The organism is ANME-2 cluster archaeon, from assembly GCA_019429385.1.
Lineage (GTDB): Archaea > Halobacteriota > Methanosarcinia > Methanosarcinales > Methanocomedenaceae > Methanocomedens_B.
The window spans coordinates 40326-58288 of record JAHYIS010000002.1 but is presented as its reverse complement, the minus strand read 5'-3'; the positions used below and the strand labels follow the sequence as shown (position 1 = coordinate 58288).

Below are 17963 nucleotides of genomic sequence, written 5' to 3'. Positions count from 1 at the left end.
TCTCCAAACAACTCCCCGTAATAATAATACCTGGTCTTCTTATTCTTAAATAAGACTATTTGTTCCTTTGAATCCTGTTTCGAAACTAATTTTTAATGGTAATTCTTACACCACCCTTATAGAATATCTGTACTGTGTAAATCTGTGTCTGAAAAATAATGAAACCCAGTACCAATCCTTCTTCAGTTCTCCTTCCGCCCCTTCATCTTCACATAACAGGGTGCCCCTCCCGGTATGCTCCCGCCCGTCCTTGTGACGAGGGTACAGGCAGGCGCTTTTCGATTCTTCCTGCAGGCTTTGGGTGTGAAGTATGGATGGATGCTTGAAGGGGGGCTCAAAACTAATTATTAATTGTGGGTTGGGGGAGTTGTATTCAGTTGTTGCGTGTGGAGTGCTGTCATGGCTGCAAAATAATTATTTGATGATTAATGTCTAAAAAAAGGGTGAATTTCATTCATTAATATTTCCGGTAGATTTTATTTCGGTGACCCGTTTCAATCACTATTATCAACAGACTATCATCAATAATGTCCAATATTACCCGATATTCACCAATCCGATGAGTATAGAGAGGATGACTTTTTGTCCCTTTTATCTTTTTTACATAAGAATAGGGATCATTCTTAATATCATGAATCGATAGAATTATGCTCTGTGCAATATCCAGGGGGAGCTTTTGAAGATCCCTTTTCGCTTTGGATGTATACTTGACCTTATAGCTCATGACAGGTCAAACTCTTTTAGAATTTCTTCTTCGGAGTGCAATCGCCCCTGTTTGATATCTTCTAATGCTTCTTCTATACCATTTATTGCTTCGTCGCTGAGTGATTCTTTATCAATCGCCATATTTGCCAATCTCTTCACAACGGAGCTATATGATTCACGAGGATAATGTTTTAGAGATGTTAACATATCCTTAACTTTAGGGTCCAGACAGATTGTTGTTGAAGAATTCATATAGTCACCTATAGGTTATTATATATTAAATATATTTTGATATATGCAGTCCTTTTCCCCTCCATTCTTCCGCTTTCCTGCCACCATTTTTGGTACACTTATGCAGGGTGCACCTGTTGGTATGCTCTGGCTGCCATTATGGTATGGGGGGTTGGCAAGTACTTTTCGAGTCTTCCTGAAAGGAGAATAAATATGAATACATTTCCATCAATAAATAGGAAATTGTTTTTCATATTGGTAACAGCAAGCATTTTGAGCGTTATCGCAGCCCTATGCATTTACCCTTCAGGGTGACATTCTGAAAAGCATTCCTCTACCATTGCCGCGATTAGTGCTTCTATCAATCATTCAAAGCGGGATCGTATTCGCAATTAGTATTTTTTTTGGTTTATCCCTATCACAAAAAAGTGAATTTGAGCCCCCGGTCATGGATAATTGTGAAATGACAAAAATACGCATTTAATCTATTTTAGGAATCCCAGTATCATTTGGCGTGCTTTCCGGAATTATCATTCTCGGATTGGAGTTCTTTTTTTCTTAACTGGGGTCCTCTCTTTCTCCAGGTCAAATACAACTCCGGTTTGGATGAATTTATTAGCATCATTTTATGGAGGAATTGGCGAAGAAGTCCAATTAAGATTATTCCTGATGACTTGCACTCCATGTTTCTATAAAACAACGAACCGCAGATTAACACATGCTTTACAATGCGTTAAATTTATATTTACTGAAAATAAGAGAAATCATTACTGATGATCAATAAGAGCCGTAATGCACCCAGATATGATATGCTGTTCGATGGCGGTACACTTAATGCCACCCTTCTGATAGGGCCTGACCCGTGGGGTGCTTATTACGACTATAGTGTATTTCTGGGAGCCCGGCTCAGGCTCAGGAACATCGGATTCGGGATGACTGAACACCGTAGCGGGTATGACGAATTAAAGACCACGTTCACCTATGAGGATAATGATATCACTGCGCGCATACGCCTTGTCCATGGCAGGGATTATGATAATGACCTTCAGGAACTCTGGCAGGAATCTCTCATAAACGAGGATGTCATATACCTGAAATCCCATGCTGGATATGGTAAACATATCAGCCTGAGCGACGATGTGACTATCTTTACTGAAGCAATGAAAGCAGGATTTGAACATCCAGATAAAAAACCGTATCAATTATATTACCTTGACTGCTGCAAGAGCGAAATGTATTACAAAGATGCGTTCAGGGACTTTGTGGGATATGAAGGGGTAGACCTTATCCTGCACCAGTGGTTCTGCGATTACAAGAAGGTCGGGCAAATGGCTGTGCTTTTCCGGGAATTGATGGCAGGGTCGGATTTTGAAAGGATTGTTGCTGAAATGAACGATGAATACGGAATCCCTCATTTTGATGTGGAGGATGACCCTGCTGATATGAGACTTGAACGCAAGATGGTAACATTTTCTTTAGGCTAACGACTGCATTATAGACTAACCATCATGATGCAATAGATATGGGGAAAAATTAGGAGATTTAACCTGATGCAGGAGAAAATCAGGTCATGATCAACGTGATGCCTTAACATTTAAGTGAAATATTTACCGTATTCGAATTTCCATCATCAATATCCACCCTTATCTGCCAGGTTGCACTTGACATATTTTTAGTTGCGAGATTATACTTATACATATTGCTCGTGTTGCTAAATATGAAAACATCCCCTGTTGTTTCATTTTCTATCAAAAAAGGTTCTAAATATGTCCCTGTAGCGGTTGAGATTATCTTAGTGAAATTTAATCTTACATCTGCACTTTTGATATCGTTACCATTAGCGTCGCGTAATTGAAACTTTATTGGGACTATACTTCCCAGCTTGAAGATACTTCTTCCATCAGTTTTTATGGGCGACAGGAAACCACTGAAATAGTACATTACTTTCCATGTCCAGGTGCACATTACACTTCCGTTGGCATTTGTCGCTATTGCACTCACGTTCCACGTTCCCACAGCTGAACTGTTATTAGTATATCGTGCTTCTGAAATACTTCCATTGGATTGGACCAGGATTCCGTTGATATACCAGGATACGTCAGCAGGCTGATCTATCGTGATGTTAAAGGTCCTTGAAGCTCCCACAATATCATTTACTAACGGATTGGGTGCAAAATTACTGATGACCGGGGGAACAGGGAGAGGTGCCACGTTCCAGGTCCAAGTATGCGATGCACGTCCGTTGGCATTTGTCGCTATTGCACTCACGTTCCAGATTCCAATGGTCGTACTCGAATTATTATAACTCGCACCCATGACACTGACATTAGACTGGACAGGATTACCATTAATATACCAGACAATGTTAGCAATCTGGTCAATTGTTATCCCGAATTTCCTTGAAGTTCCAACAATATCGTTTATTGATGAGGTTGGAAAAGAGATGGTTATGACTGGTGGAGGAGGTATTGATGACACGTTCCATGTCCAGATGTACATAATATTTCCATCGACATTAGAAGCCTTTACACTAATGTTCCATACTCCCAAGGCTGCGCCTGTATTGGTATAACCTGCATAAAGAACACTTTCATTTGACTGAACCGGATTATTGTCAAGATACCAGGTAAAATCTACTATCTGATCAACTGTAATAGTGAATTCCCTTGAAGCCCCAATAATATCTTTTGCAGGAGATGTCGGAGAAAGGTTGGAAATTGTTGGTGGGTTTACTGGAGTTGGCGTAGGTGTAGGAACGGGGGTACCTGGAATCAATACGGTCGAATGGCATATAGTACAATCCCATATTATTTCAGGATAATAAGTTTGATTTTGCGTATCATATTTCATTGCATGGCAATCAGTACATACAAATAAACCTTGCTGTACAAGGAGATGATGTGCATCCGTATGTTCTTTTCCAACATGGCAGGTCAGACAATTCCTAATTACTTCAGGATAATAGATCTGATTTTGTGTGTCATATTTCATTGCATGGCAATCTGTACATTGATACGTTCCATTTGGTATCAGAAGATGATGCCGGTCTACTGTAATACCATGACAGCTTCTGCAATCTTCCTCTGTATTATATGAAGGATATGATGAGGCACCATAGCTAATAACAATCATTAATAAGACCGCATAGATCAAAACCCACCTTATTTTCATAAGTTCTTTGCCTCCTTTAATAGTTCGTTCTTCTTGACAATTCCGGGTCAGATCGTCTTAATGATGAGGTTCGATTTTCGTTTCATTTCATTATTTTGTTCCCCTTTCTATTGAGCAGAACTATGACAATCCAGACAATTGTCACCTCCAACAGGTCTGATTGCCTTATCATGGAAGTCTACATTAGCCAGGGTCAAAATTGTTCCATCATTATGACATCTATCACATTCAGCATTCGATGTAGCAACCGGATGATTCGGGTTAAGAATTATACTAATGTCAAGTCAACCATATAATGTCGTAAAGTATATAATATATGTTCTTCATAATCAACTTGAGGGAATTGAAAATGAAGAAATACATCGTGACGCTTACTAAAGATGAACGCGAAACTCTTAGAGCACTTATTTCCAAGGGTACACATAAATCACAGAAAATTCTCAACGCTCTGATTCTACTTGGATGCGATGAAGGTGAGTATCAGATAAAACGTTCGACCAACGAAGAAATTGCCCACATCCTGAACATAAGTATGAGAAAGATCGACCGAGTGAAGGAGCGTTTTGTCTCGGAAGGTATCGAAGTTGCCCTCAACGGAAGAAAGAGAGACCGCATCTACGATAAAAAAGCTGACGGGGACTTTGAAGCTCATTTGGTTGCAGTGAGTTGCGGTGAGCCACCCGAAGGTTTTGCGAGATGGTCTCTTAGGTTGTTAGCCGACAAGGTTGTCGAACTCGAATATATTGATAGCATCTCCCATGAAACGGTACGTCGTATCCTAAAAAAAACGAGATCAAGCCTTGGAAGCAAAAAGGTTGGGTAATTCCTCCAGAGCAAAACGGTAACTTTGTTGCAAATATGGAAATAGTGTTGGATGTTTACAAACGTCCGTTTGATCCACGATATCCTGTTGTATGCATGGACGAATCCCCAAAGCAGCTAATTGCAGAGACAAGAACTCCAATCTCTGCTTCGCCAGGGCATCCGACCATGTATGATTATGAATACAGGCGTTGCGGTATGTGCAATGTTTTTATCGTCTGTGAACCATTGGCAGGAAAGCGCATGGTGAAGGTCACTGAAAGAAGAACCAAGCAGGATTGGGCTTATTTTTTGGAGGAGATTGAGGATCAATACGAAACAGCAGAAAAAATAATATTGGTGATGGACAATCTGAACACACACGTTCCAGGATCGCTCTATGAAACGTTTCAGCCTGAGAAGGCAAAGGCAATATTGGACAGATTCGAGTTTGTGTATACTCCAAAGCATGGGAGTTGGTTGAATATGGCTGAGATAAAATTAAACGTGCTCACAGGGCAGTGTTTAAACAGAAGAATCGATGACATTGCGGTTGTCAGTGATGAAGTACTGGCATGGCAAAAATACAGAAACAATAAAAATGCGAAAGTTAATTGGCAATTTACAACTGAGGATGCAAGGATTAAGTTATCTCGGCTTTATCCGACACTTGAGGATTGACTTGACAGTAGTATTGTATCTGTTCGAGAACAAAAAGCTGAGAAAGATAATTTTCATGAACATTATGACAATTATAATTGTTGTCAAGTTAGTGCCGCTGTATTTTCCTCAATTTATTCCAGGACTTGCATCGTATATGTTCCCATAATCAATATTCAGAATAATATACATGCATTCCAGATACACATGAATATTCTCTTCTCAATCAATCTAAGACAAGGAGTAGAGCTAGTATGCGAAAACCAGAAAACCAGATGACTTCCGTTTCCATTGTGCATTGTAGTGATTACGCCAGTGTGAAAAAAGCCGTCACCCATTCATTGGAACTTATCGGGGGCCTTGATAACATCATACATCCGGGCGACAGAGTGTTGTTGAAGGTAAACCTGCTGTCTGCCAGGCCACCTGAGGATGCTGTGACAACCCATCCCTCAGTGGTATCGGCAGTAATCGAACTGGTACAGGATGCTGGGGGCATTCCCATTGTCGGGGATGGTGCCGGTATGGTACACCCCGGTGCAACCGCAGAGGCCCTGGAAGTCTCAGGAATAAAAACGGCAGCTGAAGAACTGGGGGTTGAAATCGCTAATTTTGATGTGTGTGGATATGAGAAGGTCGATGTCCCGAATGGAAAGCAGTTAGATACGATATATGTGGCAAAACCCGTGCTTGATGCCGATGTGATAATAACACTGCCAAAACTCAAGACCCACGAACTTACCCTGTTCACAGGAGCCATCAAGAACATGTTCGGGACCGTACCTGCTAAGATAAGGAAAAAAGCGCATGCACTGGGCAAGAATGATATTTTCAGCCAGGCAGTGGTGGATATATTCTCCGTACGCCCGCCTGCTCTTGCAATCATGGACGGGGTGGTAGGGATGGAAGGGGCCGGACCATCCCGGGGCGACCCGGTGAATGTGGGAGTGATAATGGCATCTAAAAACTGCGTGGCACTTGATATGATCGCCTCCAGGCTAATTGGTTTTGACCCCGATGACATCGTGACAACTACAGATGCCGCAGCGAGAGGTCTGGGGCCAGCTACTCCTGAAGAGGTCATGCTCCTTGGCGACCCGGCTGATGAGGTGTGTATCCAATTTAAACGGCCGGGTCAGGCACCCTATGCTGCTATACCTGCATTCCTCATCAGGTATCTTGGCAGGTTCTATTCAATGAAACCCAGGATTGACCAGGATACATGCCAGGAATGCGGTGCATGTATTCAGAACTGCCCTACAGCTGCTATTGAACTGCCGTACCCGGTCAAAATCGATGATGAGAAGTGTGTACAGTGCTATACCTGTTTTGAACTCTGTCCCCATAATTCCATATCCATACAAAAATCACTGCTTGCAAGGATTGTTAAGTGAAAGGTAAGAGTATCGATATTATAAGAAATAAATTTTATTGTTATATCTTTTCAAAGGTACACTGGATATGTCGATGTCCTTTGTTGTTGCGCCCATCTACCCGCTTTTTTACCAGGTCGGCCATCCCGCCGCTGGCAAGAACGAAACAATCCAGGCCCCGCAGCGCAAAGAGCATGGCCGACTGGATGACATCGACCTCAAAATCCGGATGTATCCCTGCTTTTTCTGCAGTCACCCTGGCGGAAGTGCCCATGACACCCACCCTGTCAAACGTATTCCTCTCCAGCAATGCCCTGACCCCTTCAATATCCACATTCTTTGAACCGCCTTCGATCACCCTTGGTATCCTGACCACATGAATGCAACCGGTCTTAGACGAAAGTGAACCCCTGACATCTTCGACCATTACTTCATCACCGGAGGCAGCATCAGATAGAGCCCTGCCAGTTGCTTCCTGCTCTAAATGTGGAACTGCTATTATGGTGCCTTCCCGCATGAACAGTCCAACCTGCGCCCCCTTCTGGATATCATGGTCTGCCACCGCACACCTGACCCCGATATAGGAACGCTCCATTGAATCCATAAGGTCAAGGAGTGTCATGGGAACATGCCCTTCGGCAATGCCCCTTGCTTCAAATTCCCTGAAGGTTTCAACAATGGCCGGAAGTTTTAGTTTCGCGTGTTCCATAAGGGCCAGGTCTGAAAAAATGCTGCTTGGGTGACCAGAACGGTATATTTTCCCCTCTTTCATGACATACACCACATCAGCCCATCTGGATGCCAGGTCCACGTCATGAGTTGAAACGATTAAGGTCTTACCAAGAGTTTTCAGTTCATTGAGCAGTTCCATAATTTCGCCGGCCCCGGCCGGGTCAAGGTTGGACAGAGGTTCATCAAGGATAATAACATCCGGCTCCATGGCGACCACACCCGCGATCGCAACCATTTTCTTCTGTCCGCTGCTCAGGTGATGGGGCGGCTTGTCCCTGAGTTGCGTGAGACCTAAGGTTTCAAGCGTGCTATTGACACAGCTTTCGACCTTATCTTGGGCATATCCCAGGTTGACAGGACCAAAAGCCACATCATGGTATACGCTCGGAGCAAATAACTGGTCGTTCGAGTTCTGGAACACAATCCCTATCTGTTTCCTTACCTCATTCAGGGATCTTGAATTATATTTCAACGGTCTGTCATGAAATAATATCTGACCATGTTGGGGTTTCAGGGTACCGTTCAATAGCAGGAACAGTGTTGATTTTCCAGAACCGTTCGGGCCAACAAAGGCTATCTTCTCCCCTTTTTCAATCTTGATATCAATCCCGTTTATTGCAGGTGTCCCGTCAGGATATATATATTTCAGGTCTCGTGTTTCAATTATGACCATGATTCTTCCTCATACCGCAGGTATATGATCCGTTGTAATGAAAATGGCGATGATGGATAGTATGTACAGGGAAGTGATGAACAATTCGGGAGTACTGATGGGATATTTAGGGCAGAACATGGCCAGTTTCCCGTCATAACACCTGGAGTTCATGGCAAGGTACAGCTTTTCTCCCTGTTCCCATGACCTGATGAACAGGGTACCTGCCAGCATGGCAGTGGAACGTAGCGAACTCAGTATATCTTTGTACCCCAGTCGAACCGTCTGGGCGAATTTTATGCTCGCAGCTACTTCAAGGAGTACAAAGATGTAGCGGTATACAAGCATGGATAATTCGATAATGACTGCTGGCACCCTGGATGATTTGAGCACGGAAAACAGTTCGACCATTGGTGTTGTAAGTGCCAGGAAGAACAGGCAGAACATTCCGCTAAGGGTCCGCGCCATCACCAGAACCGCCATGTCCAGCCCCTGGCTTCCAATTGCAAGGTGGTGGCCGGCAATGTCCATTGCTGCCATTTCAATACCCGTACCAAAAAAGAACAGGATAATAATGGACCCCGTAGCTGCAAATCCCAGTGGCAAGGTTATGAGTTGTACGTAGAACGTAACCGGTACTTTTGCGAAAACAATTATTGCAAAGCTCATGCACAAAGCTATGAACAGGGGTGTCACTGGTGAAGTGGCCGATACACCAAAAAGCAATCCTGCAGTCACAACGGTGAGCTTGAGATAGTTATTGCTGTGCCGCAGCGGGCTTATCAGTGCATAGTCGTCCAGCATGTTGTTCATGTTCAAGTCCCGGGCTTCAATGTGTCTGAGTGAGGGGACTGAATAGATTGACCTGATCGAGCGGGCTGGTTCTTACCCCTGTAATATCCGAAAAAGTAACCTATGACCAGGGCACCGAGCGCAGCCTGGAGAGCAAAGAGGAGACTTTCTATCTCACCGCTGGGAGGTTCCCAGAATGGTTTTGTAGTGGGTTCGTACGTGCCACCTGACAATTCTTCTATCACGCCCCCGCTCCGGGCGTCTGTACCACCAAACTCGGCATTCGTAGTAGATGAGATGTAGAGGAACTGGGCCGTAAAGAGCAGGACTATGGCAGCCACGATGATTTCTAATTTCATGTTGTTAATTCCTTTATCTTTTTCAATCCCGCCTCACCAATCACATCAAGTTTTACCAGTACATCACCCTTGACCTGTATAACGTACTTGAAGATGAGTGCGGTTATGGCACCTTCCATGACAGCCAGGGGAAGCTGGGTAAGGGCGAAGATAGCTGCAAACGCTTTAAAGGATGCCATTATGCCGCCGGTCTGTGCCGGAAATGCCAGGGCAAGTTCCATTGAAGTGACCATGTAGGTGGCCATGTCTGCCATTGCTGTTGCCAGGAACACAGTAAGATAGAAATTCAGGCCTGCTTTCATACCGGTCCTGTAAACCACAAATGCGATGACAGGGCCTGCTATACCCATGGAAAACACATTGGCGCCCAGTGTGGTCAGGCCGCCATGGGCTAAGAACAGGGCCTGGTAGAGCAGCACTATCATGCTGAGAACGGCTGAGATCGCTGGCCCGAAAAGGATTGCTGCCATGCCGGTGCCAGTTGGATGGGAGCAGCTTCCGGTCACGGACGGGAGTTTCAGGGAGGACAGGACGAATATATAGGCTCCGGCTACGGCGAGCAGTGGTAAAAGGTCGCGTTTTTCGTCCATTATCCGGTTCAGTTTGCGAATACCGTATAGAATGACAGGTAGGGAAAAGACAAACCATAACTGCCACCAGGGGCCGGGTAAAAAACCTTCCATAATATGCATACGTGTCACCGGTTTGATATGTAGGATAAATCAAATAAATTGATGTTATAACAAGTTTACTTGAATTAATCAGGGTATATATAAGAGTAACGAAAAGATTTCGGGACAGCACAATGCTGAAAGTATTGAAATACCCTTCCCGTTCTGCACCCTGGTATAGGAGAATGACCTGCCTCACAAATTTTCATCACAGGAAGGTCTGGTAGATGTTCCAGATGCCGGTAGTGACGAAACCCACGGCGAGGGCAGCCAGGAATAACCCCATGATACGGGTAAATACCAGCATTCCCGTGTAACCTATCCATTTATTGATCCGGCGGGAGAACATGAACACGATAAGGGATAATAAAAAGGTCAGCAGGATAGCCAGAATTACTATTAATTTATGTTCCACCACATCGTTTGAGCCTATCAGCACGATGATCGTTGTAATAGTACCGGGTCCGGTCAGGATAGGCATGGCAATAGGAAATATCCAGACATTATCACGGTTCTGTGACTCCTGGATCTCTTTTGTGGTCACACTTTCCTGTGAAATCCTGGCATGCATCATATCAAATGCAATGGTGAATAACAGGATTCCTCCTGCTACCCTTAACAGGTCAACATTGATACCGAAAACCTTCAATAACAGATCCCCGGTAATGGCAAAAAAGAGTGCAATGATACAGGCAAGGACCACAGACCGCTTTGCCATTGCATTCTTGTCCTCAAAATCCATCTGTGCAGTCAGGGAAATGAAGGTAAGTACTCCACTTACCGGGTTAACGATAACGAATATTGATACGAACGAAAAAATAAAGAATGCTATTGCGTCCATGATAGCCTCATGATATTCCTTAAGAAGTAACGTTATATCCTCTTAAATAACTTGTCCAGGTCCTGCCTGCTAAAAGTAACCACAGTAGGTCTGCCATGGGGACATGTATACGGCTTTCTGGTGCGGTACAGCTGGAATACAAGATTCTTCATCTGCTCTGGTGTCAATTTTGCCCCTGCCTTGATAGCCCCTCTGCAGGCGGTGCTATTCCGCACACGCTCAGAAATCCCTGTCCTGTCCTTTACCCTGCCGCCTGATAGAATGTCACTTATGATGTCATGTACCACTGAAGGGTCTTCAAGTCTGCCCAGTATGTTGGGTACTGCACGCACAGCAAAGGAATCCGGACCGAATTCGATTATTCCGAGTCCCGATTCTTCCAGATGAGGCATATACTCCTTTATCAACACACGTTCCTTTGAACTCAATTGAAGATTTATCGGGGTTATGAGTTCCTGCGACCCCTTGATACCCGATTTGCTCACCTGTTCGTAGAGAACACGCTCATGAGCCGCATGCTGGTCGATCAATATTAGTCCGTTCAGAGTCCGGGCTACGATATACGTGTTGTCCACCTGACCCAGTATCTCAATGTCAAACGGTAGTTCAGATTCCCCGGATACCAGTGCCAGATATCTGTCTGTGCGAGTAAGCCTGCGCTGTGTATCCTTGACTGGTACTTGAAATTCGGTTTGTGTCTCGCGGATGACGGGGACATCAATTCTGTCAGTTGACAATCTCGTCTGTGTACCTTTATACTCCTTTTCCTGCAATAGTTCCTGTTGTGCCAGTGCAAAACCTATGGCTTCAGCAACTGCATCCATCAGTGCCAGTTCATGGCTGAACCTGACATGCTGCTTGGTTGGATGTACATTCACGTCCACCTCTGACGTATCCAGGGTAAAATTGAGTATAGCCACAGGATACCGACCCTTCGGGAGCATGGTGTAATATCCCAGTTTGATGGCATCGCTTATGGACTTTGACCTTACACTCCGACCGTTTATGAAAAATGCCTGGTAGTCCTTATCACCTCTGGTGAATCCCGGTCTTGATATGAACCCGGATATCCGTATCAGGTTGTTTGAAAAATCAACAGCTATCAATTCCCTGGCAATCTCAGGCCCGTAGATGTGTACGATAGTGTCGAACAGGTCTCCCGATGAAGGGGAGCGGAATAGTTCCCTGTCATCATGAGATAAATAGAATGAGATGTCGTCGTGCCCCAGTGCGTTCCTGGTAACAACTTCTACGATATTTGCCAGTTCGGTCCTGCCTTTTTTGAGGAATTTCCTGCGGGCAGGTGTATTGTAGAACAGGTCTTCAACTATAACGGACGTACCTTTTGGGGTACCCGCATCACCGATACTTACAACCTCTCCTCCATGCACCACCAGCCGGGTCCCTTCCAGGTCACCTTCCCGTTTTGTCACTATCTCGACCTTTGCCACCGCCGTAATAGATGACAGCGCCTCTCCCCTGAATCCCAGGGTCATAACACTCTCAATGTCAGTAACGTCTGTTATCTTGCTTGTGGCATGTTTTAAAAAAGCGAGGGATACATCATCCCTGTTCATACCGCTGCCGTTGTCAGTGACCCTGATACTCCGGGTGCCTCCACCTATGACCTCGATCCTGATATCAGTAGCTCCTGCATCTATGGAATTCTCTAGAAGTTCCTTGATGACCGATGCCGGTCGCTCAATAACCTCGCCGGCTGCTATCTTGTTGATGGTAGCCTCGTCCAGAAGATGTATCTTATTCATTGTCATGATGTTCAGTAACCTGTTTTTTCAGCCCGGATAGTGTGTTAAGTGCATCCAGTGGGGTCATAGTGTCCACATCCAGCTTTTTGAGGGTCTCGATCACCGGATGGTGTGGTCGCAGCGACGGAGTTTCTCTGCTGCCAGGGTCGTACAGCATTAACTGGGTATAGGTTGCGCTGCGTTTTCCTTTGCGTCCCAGGCTCTCACTCTCTACTTCCGTTAATACCTCTTTTGCCCTCTGGGTCACTTTCAGCGGTACACCGGCCAGCCTTGCAACATGGATGCCGTAACTCTTGTCAGTAGCTCCCGGGACGATCTTGCGCAGGAACACCAGGTCATGCCCTTCTTCCTTTACCGCAATGTGGTAATTACGGACCCGCTTGAGACTGCCCTCAAGGTTGGTCAGCTGATGGTAGTGGGTGGCAAACAATGACCTCACCCCTACCCGGCCCCTGTTGTGGATGAACTCCACCACGGCACGGGCTATGCTGTAACCGTCAAAGGTGCTGGTTCCCCTGCCAATCTCATCGAGTAAAATGAGACTTTTTGGGGTGGCATTGTTCAGGATATTTGCCAGTTCCACCATCTCTATCATGAACGTGCTCTGCCCGCTTGCCAGGTCATCAAAAGCCCCAACCCTGGTGAACACCCGGTCCACAATGCCGATTGAGGCGTATGATGCCGGCACAAAGCATCCGATCTGAGCCATGATAACGATAAGTGCAGTCTGGCGCATGTAGGTGGATTTTCCCGCCATGTTCGGGCCGGTGAGGAGCAGGAACTGTTCATTGTTGCAGTCCATGTGGGTATCGTTTGGTACGAACCCGCCCGGAACCGAATATTCTACTACCGGGTGGCGGCCGTCCCGTATTAAGATGTCGCAGCCATCGTGTATTTCAGGCCTGACATAATTGTTGTTCACTGCCATTTCTGCCAGGTTTGTGAGAACATCCAGTTTACCGATGAGCCCTGCTGTTTCCTGGAGTGCAGATGCCTGTCCTGTGATGAGCCCGGTTATCTCGATGAACAGGTCGTATTCCAGTGCTACCCGCCTGTCATTGGCAGAGAGTATCATTGCCTCCTTTTCCTTTAATTCGGGAGTGTAGAAGCGCTCGGCATTCGCTGTGGTCTGCTTTCGGATATATTCGTCCGGAACCTGGGACAGGTTGGATCTTGTTACTTCAATGAAGTATCCGAACACTCTATTATATGCAATTTTCAGGGATTTGATACCGGTTCGCTCCCGCTCCTGCTGCTGCAGTTTTGCCACCCATTCCTTACCGTGGGCAGCCATGTCGTTCAACTCGTCAAGCTGGGTATTGTATCCGGGTTTTATTATCCTGCCTTCCCGAAGCGATACCGGCGGTTCGTCTACGATGGAATTATCAAGCAGGCTTGAAAGGTCAGCAAAATCGTTGAGGTCCTGCTGGATGGATGTGAGCAGGTCTGACCTGACATTGTCTCCCTGCAGTGCTGATTTAAGTTGGGGCAGGGCAAAAAGTGATGTCCTCAAAGCCACCAGGTCGCGGGCATTGGCGTTGCCATAGACGATGCGCCCGGTAAGACGTTCCATGTCCCTGATACCTTTGAGAAGCGAGCGGAGGTCATAGCGCAGCAGGGTGTTGTGTGAAAGTTCTTCCACGCTGTCCAGACGCAGGTTGATGTCACGTACGGAGATTAGGGGCTGGAGCAGCCATTTTACCAGCAACCGGGAGCCCATGGGTGTGCTGGTATGGTTTAACACCCTGAGCAATGAGGAATCGGCAGAGCCATCACGCACGTTCTTGACCAGTTCCAGGTTGCGAAGGGTGATGGAGTCCAGTACCATGAACTGGTTCTCGAAATACGTTTGGGGAGTCTGGATGTGGTCCAGTCCCCTCATCTGGGTCTCTTCCACATAGGCCAGTGCGGCACCTGCGGCTGAAGTGGCGGCGGGCAGGTCTTCCAGTCCCATGCCCTCCAGGGTGGTGGTACCGAAATGGTCAAGCAGTCGGTGCCTGGCGATACCTGGTCCAAATGCGTCTGCTTCATACTGGTGGATAATGATCTTCATGTTCTCTTTCAGTCTGCCGGTCAGGATATTATTATTGTACAGGTCTGGCGGCATGATGCATTCGGCGGGGCGCATCCTGGCTGCTTCACTCACAATAGCATCAAAGGTTTCCACGTCATTTACCTGGGTGGTGATGAACTCGCCAGTAGAGATGTCAATGAACGAGATGCCGAATTGTTTGTCCAGACGGGCCACAGCCATCAGGTAATTGCTGCCAGAATCCGGGAACATGGACGAGTCCATGGCAGTACCGGGAGTGACCACCCTGACCACGCCCCGTTTGACAATGCCTTTTGCCATCTTCGGGTCTTCAAGTTGCTCGCAGATGGCCACTTTGTAGCCTTTTTTTATCAGGCGGGGCAGGTATGAATCAAGAGCGTGGTAGGGTATGCCTGCCAGGGGCATCTTCTCGCCTTCTTTGTCCTTACCCCTGGTTGTGAGAGTGATATCCAGTTCCCGGGCCATGGTGGCTGCATCCTCGCCAAAGGATTCGTAGAAGTCCCCCATCCTGAACATGATGAGGGCATCGGGGTGCTGTTGTTTGGCGTCGTAATACTGGCGCATGGCAGGGGTGAGTTTTTCCATTGAGGGGGCTCCGGTTGGATGTATTTATGTGAGGGGTATGTATTGGTGGGGGGAGTATTTTTGTTTTGGGGTTTTATGACAAAACGATTATTGGCTTTCAGACATCGCAAATTAACCAGACTGTTCGATCACATTCCCAATAACACGCTTCTGCGCCTTGTGCAGGTGCTCAAGCAGGGTCGACTTGTGCAGCCCCACCTTCCTTGCAAGTTTTTCTGCAGTAATTTTCCTGGGGCGGTCGAAATATCCGGACCTGTAGGCTAACTGAAGGATCGCGGACTGCTTTTCAGTGAGCATATTCAGTGCACTGCTGATATGCGGGTCGTATTGTTCAACAGACAATATCTTTAATGTCCAACCATTTTCCTTCGCAGCCATGATGATATTTTGCATTTCGTCCGGGGTCCCTACAAGACTGAGCTTACACTTATCCCCATCAAAAATAATGGGGAACTCCAGTTTAAGGTCAAACTGCCCCACGAACCGGGAAACTTCATCTGATATGTTCCCCTGTATCAGGCAGGTATAGTCCTGTCCGTCATTTCGCAACACCATCAATCCATCCGGGACATCCTTTTGTACATCTTCTATACATTTTCCTTCGACCAACCTGAGTTTACAGACCTCGGAATGGAACGCGGGTGTGAAGTGGAAGATAGAAATGACCTCCAGGTATTCCAGGGTATCAATGAACGGAAAACAACTACCGAATAAGTTGCCCAAAACACAGACGGTCATTTTCTTCATAACTATAATTTGCACCATTAAACCATAAATACCCCTCTATGTATGGGTGCAAATCTATCAGTTCGAAAAACATTTTCTTAACCATGGAGCAGACCGATATTTCACCACAAACTGGAAAAACTGGCACTATCAGCAGGGTCACAAGGTCGAAGGCAGAGTCTAAAGCAGCCTATGACAGGATGAGCACATGGTATGACCTGTTGACCGGGAGCAGTGAGAAGAAGTTCAGGGAAGCCGGACTTGAAAAGCTGGATACCCGTGAGGGGGAAGTGATACTTGAACTGGGGTTTGGTACGGGACACTGCATTTCAGCAATCGCAAAAGCAGTGGGTGATACAGGAAAGGTATACGGAATAGACTTATCTGAAGGCATGTTGGAAATAACTTCCGGGAGGCTCGCCAAAGCAGGCCTTTTGGAGCGGGCCGAGTTGACCTGTGGAGATGCAACAACCCTGCCGTACCCTGATAATTTCTTTGATGCAGTATTCATGAGTTTCACCCTCGAGCTATTCGATACTCCGGTCATCCCGGTTGTCCTGCAGCAGTGCAAAAGGGTGCTGAAACCTGGCGGGCGTATCTGCGTGGTTGCTATGGCAGGGAGTACGAACCCGGGTACCATGATGAGGGTCTATGAATGGGCACACAGGAACTTTGAAAAATATGTGGACTGCCGGCCGATCTTTGTCGAACAGACGCTGGATGATGCCAGTTTCACAAACCTTGATACAACCATGTTATCTCTGTGGGGTCTACCTGTTCAGATTGTACTGGCAGTAAAGTGAGATTATGTGCCGCATAGGTCGCGAAGAATCCGGTAATCAGACATTACAGCAATTCAGTGTTGAAAAGTAACGCTGGGTTGTTGTGAGAAAAAAGTGAAACAGGATAGCTTTTATTTAAGCCACATCCCTGTTCCACACATTATCTGCTTAGACCTATGTGAACTGGTATATCACCTGCACATATGCGGTCACGCTCACATCCCCGGGCTGGATGGGTGTAGGCGTTCTGACTGCACTACCCGCATATCCCATCTCTTCAGCGACTGCATAAGACATAGGATATGGTGTTGCTATACTGCCACCGCTGGTGGTGATCTCGAGGGGGGCCACTATAGCCACATCAAGAGCACGTGCAAGAGTATCAGCATCTGCCCTGGCAGCTTTAACCGCATTTTCAAGTGCCTGTTCCCTTGCATCCTGCTGCGCTTTGTCAGATAAGGTAAAACTTACGCCCTGGACTTCATTTGCTCCTGCATCAACAGCGACATCTATCACGTCGCCCACGTCATCGATATCCTTCACGGTCACTTTAAGCTGGTTCGAGACTGTATAGCCGGTTATGGTCGGTTCTGGCGTTTCATAATTCCTCATGGGGTATATACTATAACCCGAGGTTTCCATATCATCCTCTGAAATACCTGCACTTTTCAGGGCTTTGATTATCTTCTCCATCTTCACGGCATTTTCCTGCTGGGCACCCTGTGCATCTTTTGCCTGGGTCTGCACGCCCAGATATACGATGGCTTTGTCAGGGCTCATGCTGACCGTGCCTGTGCCGCCCACAATAATGGTATTTACCTGGACCTCATTCCCGCTGGCAGTAGTTACCGTTCCAGCTGAGGAGGACTGTACAAAATATGCTGATGCGGTTCCTGCAATAACGACCAGCGCTATGAGAACCATCAGGCTGCTGTATATATTCCGAATGTTCATCGAGCTCATCTCCTGTGATGTATATTGATCCAATTATTTGTATGGGGAATCATCCCTATAGGATACAATGAGCGCTCGACATAAAACATTTATTTAAACTGCAAACCGG

18 protein-coding genes are annotated in these 17963 nt (G+C 46.2%); 5 read left to right on the top strand and 13 right to left on the bottom strand.

Features of this window, described 5'->3' with window-relative positions:
- The first annotated feature begins 158 nt into the window (after positions 1-158).
- Positions 159-326 carry a hypothetical protein gene (locus K0A89_01230; protein MBW6517113.1) on the top strand — a complete coding sequence of 56 codons (168 nt, stop codon included), beginning with the start codon at positions 159-161 and terminating at the stop codon, positions 324-326.
- Positions 327-457: 131 nt separating this feature from the next.
- On the opposite strand, the gene K0A89_01225 is transcribed toward K0A89_01230, so the two are convergent.
- The 3 genes from K0A89_01225 to K0A89_01215 all read right to left on the bottom strand — a co-directional run bounded on the left by K0A89_01225 (position 458) and on the right by K0A89_01215 (position 1235).
- A complete protein-coding gene (locus tag K0A89_01225) occupies positions 458-724 on the bottom strand; it encodes a type II toxin-antitoxin system RelE/ParE family toxin (protein MBW6517112.1) in 267 nt (88 codons plus the stop codon).
- Positions 721-957 (bottom strand): hypothetical protein, encoded by a 237-nt coding sequence (locus tag K0A89_01220; protein MBW6517111.1) that lies wholly within the window; start codon positions 955-957, stop codon positions 721-723. Before K0A89_01220 ends, K0A89_01225 begins: the two co-directional genes overlap by 4 nt.
- Before the next feature lie 98 nt (positions 958-1055).
- A complete protein-coding gene (locus K0A89_01215) occupies positions 1056-1235 on the bottom strand; it encodes a hypothetical protein (GenBank protein MBW6517110.1) in 180 nt (59 codons plus the stop codon).
- Between the two features lie 474 nt (positions 1236-1709).
- On the opposite strand from K0A89_01215, the gene K0A89_01210 reads away from it, so the two are divergent.
- Complete coding sequence (locus K0A89_01210) at positions 1710-2420, top strand: hypothetical protein (GenBank protein MBW6517109.1); 711 nt, start codon at positions 1710-1712, stop codon at positions 2418-2420.
- A gap of 103 nt (positions 2421-2523) precedes the next feature.
- Here K0A89_01210 and K0A89_01205 read toward each other — a convergent pair whose 3' ends face one another.
- On the bottom strand, positions 2524-4107 hold the full coding sequence (locus K0A89_01205; protein MBW6517108.1) for a cytochrome c family protein: 1584 nt from the start codon (positions 4105-4107) through the stop codon (positions 2524-2526).
- 349 nt (positions 4108-4456) lie between these two features.
- Here K0A89_01205 and K0A89_01200 point away from each other — a divergent pair.
- Together K0A89_01200 and K0A89_01195 are read left to right on the top strand one after the other, a co-directional pair.
- A protein-coding gene (locus tag K0A89_01200; protein MBW6517107.1) for an IS630 family transposase occupies positions 4457-5589 on the top strand; the annotation gives its coding sequence in 2 pieces (ribosomal slippage) (positions 4457-4886 and positions 4886-5589; 1134 coding nt in all).
- Positions 5590-5843: 254 nt separating this feature from the next.
- Positions 5844-6962: a DUF362 domain-containing protein gene (locus tag K0A89_01195; GenBank protein ID MBW6517106.1), complete on the top strand. Its 1119-nt coding sequence runs from the start codon at positions 5844-5846 to the stop codon at positions 6960-6962.
- A 40-nt stretch (positions 6963-7002) separates the two neighbouring features.
- Here the strand turns inward: K0A89_01195 and K0A89_01190 are convergent, their stop codons facing one another.
- From K0A89_01190 to K0A89_01155, 8 genes are all read right to left on the bottom strand, one after another.
- The gene (locus K0A89_01190) at positions 7003-8346 is read right to left on the bottom strand and encodes an ATP-binding cassette domain-containing protein (protein MBW6517105.1); all 1344 of its coding nucleotides are present in this window, start codon (positions 8344-8346) and stop codon (positions 7003-7005) included.
- A 9-nt stretch (positions 8347-8355) separates the two neighbouring features.
- Entirely contained in the window at positions 8356-9138 is a 783-nt protein-coding gene (gene cbiQ, locus K0A89_01185; GenBank protein MBW6517104.1) for a cobalt ECF transporter T component CbiQ, read from the bottom strand.
- Positions 9139-9140: 2 nt separating this feature from the next.
- Complete coding sequence (locus K0A89_01180) at positions 9141-9476, bottom strand: energy-coupling factor ABC transporter substrate-binding protein (protein MBW6517103.1); 336 nt, start codon at positions 9474-9476, stop codon at positions 9141-9143.
- Positions 9473-10168, bottom strand: a complete 696-nt coding sequence (locus K0A89_01175; protein ID MBW6517102.1) for an energy-coupling factor ABC transporter permease — start codon at positions 10166-10168, stop codon at positions 9473-9475. Before K0A89_01175 ends, K0A89_01180 begins: the two co-directional genes overlap by 4 nt.
- Before the next feature lie 187 nt (positions 10169-10355).
- Entirely contained in the window at positions 10356-10988 is a 633-nt protein-coding gene (locus K0A89_01170) for a MarC family protein (protein ID MBW6517101.1), read from the bottom strand.
- Between the two features lie 32 nt (positions 10989-11020).
- Positions 11021-12760 carry a DNA mismatch repair endonuclease MutL gene (gene mutL / locus K0A89_01165; GenBank protein MBW6517100.1) on the bottom strand — a complete coding sequence of 580 codons (1740 nt, stop codon included), beginning with the start codon at positions 12758-12760 and terminating at the stop codon, positions 11021-11023.
- Positions 12747-15392 (bottom strand): DNA mismatch repair protein MutS, encoded by a 2646-nt coding sequence (gene mutS, locus K0A89_01160; protein ID MBW6517099.1) that lies wholly within the window; start codon positions 15390-15392, stop codon positions 12747-12749. Before mutS ends, mutL begins: the two co-directional genes overlap by 14 nt.
- Before the next feature lie 111 nt (positions 15393-15503).
- The gene (locus K0A89_01155; GenBank protein ID MBW6517098.1) at positions 15504-16139 is read right to left on the bottom strand and encodes a helix-turn-helix domain-containing protein; all 636 of its coding nucleotides are present in this window, start codon (positions 16137-16139) and stop codon (positions 15504-15506) included.
- Between the two features lie 83 nt (positions 16140-16222).
- Between K0A89_01155 and K0A89_01150 the strand changes: the two genes are divergently transcribed.
- Positions 16223-16921 (top strand): methyltransferase domain-containing protein, encoded by a 699-nt coding sequence (locus K0A89_01150; protein MBW6517097.1) that lies wholly within the window; start codon positions 16223-16225, stop codon positions 16919-16921.
- 153 nt (positions 16922-17074) lie between these two features.
- Here the strand turns inward: K0A89_01150 and K0A89_01145 are convergent, their stop codons facing one another.
- Positions 17075-17854 (bottom strand): SIMPL domain-containing protein, encoded by a 780-nt coding sequence (locus K0A89_01145; GenBank protein ID MBW6517096.1) that lies wholly within the window; start codon positions 17852-17854, stop codon positions 17075-17077.
- Positions 17855-17963: the final 109 nt, after the last annotated feature.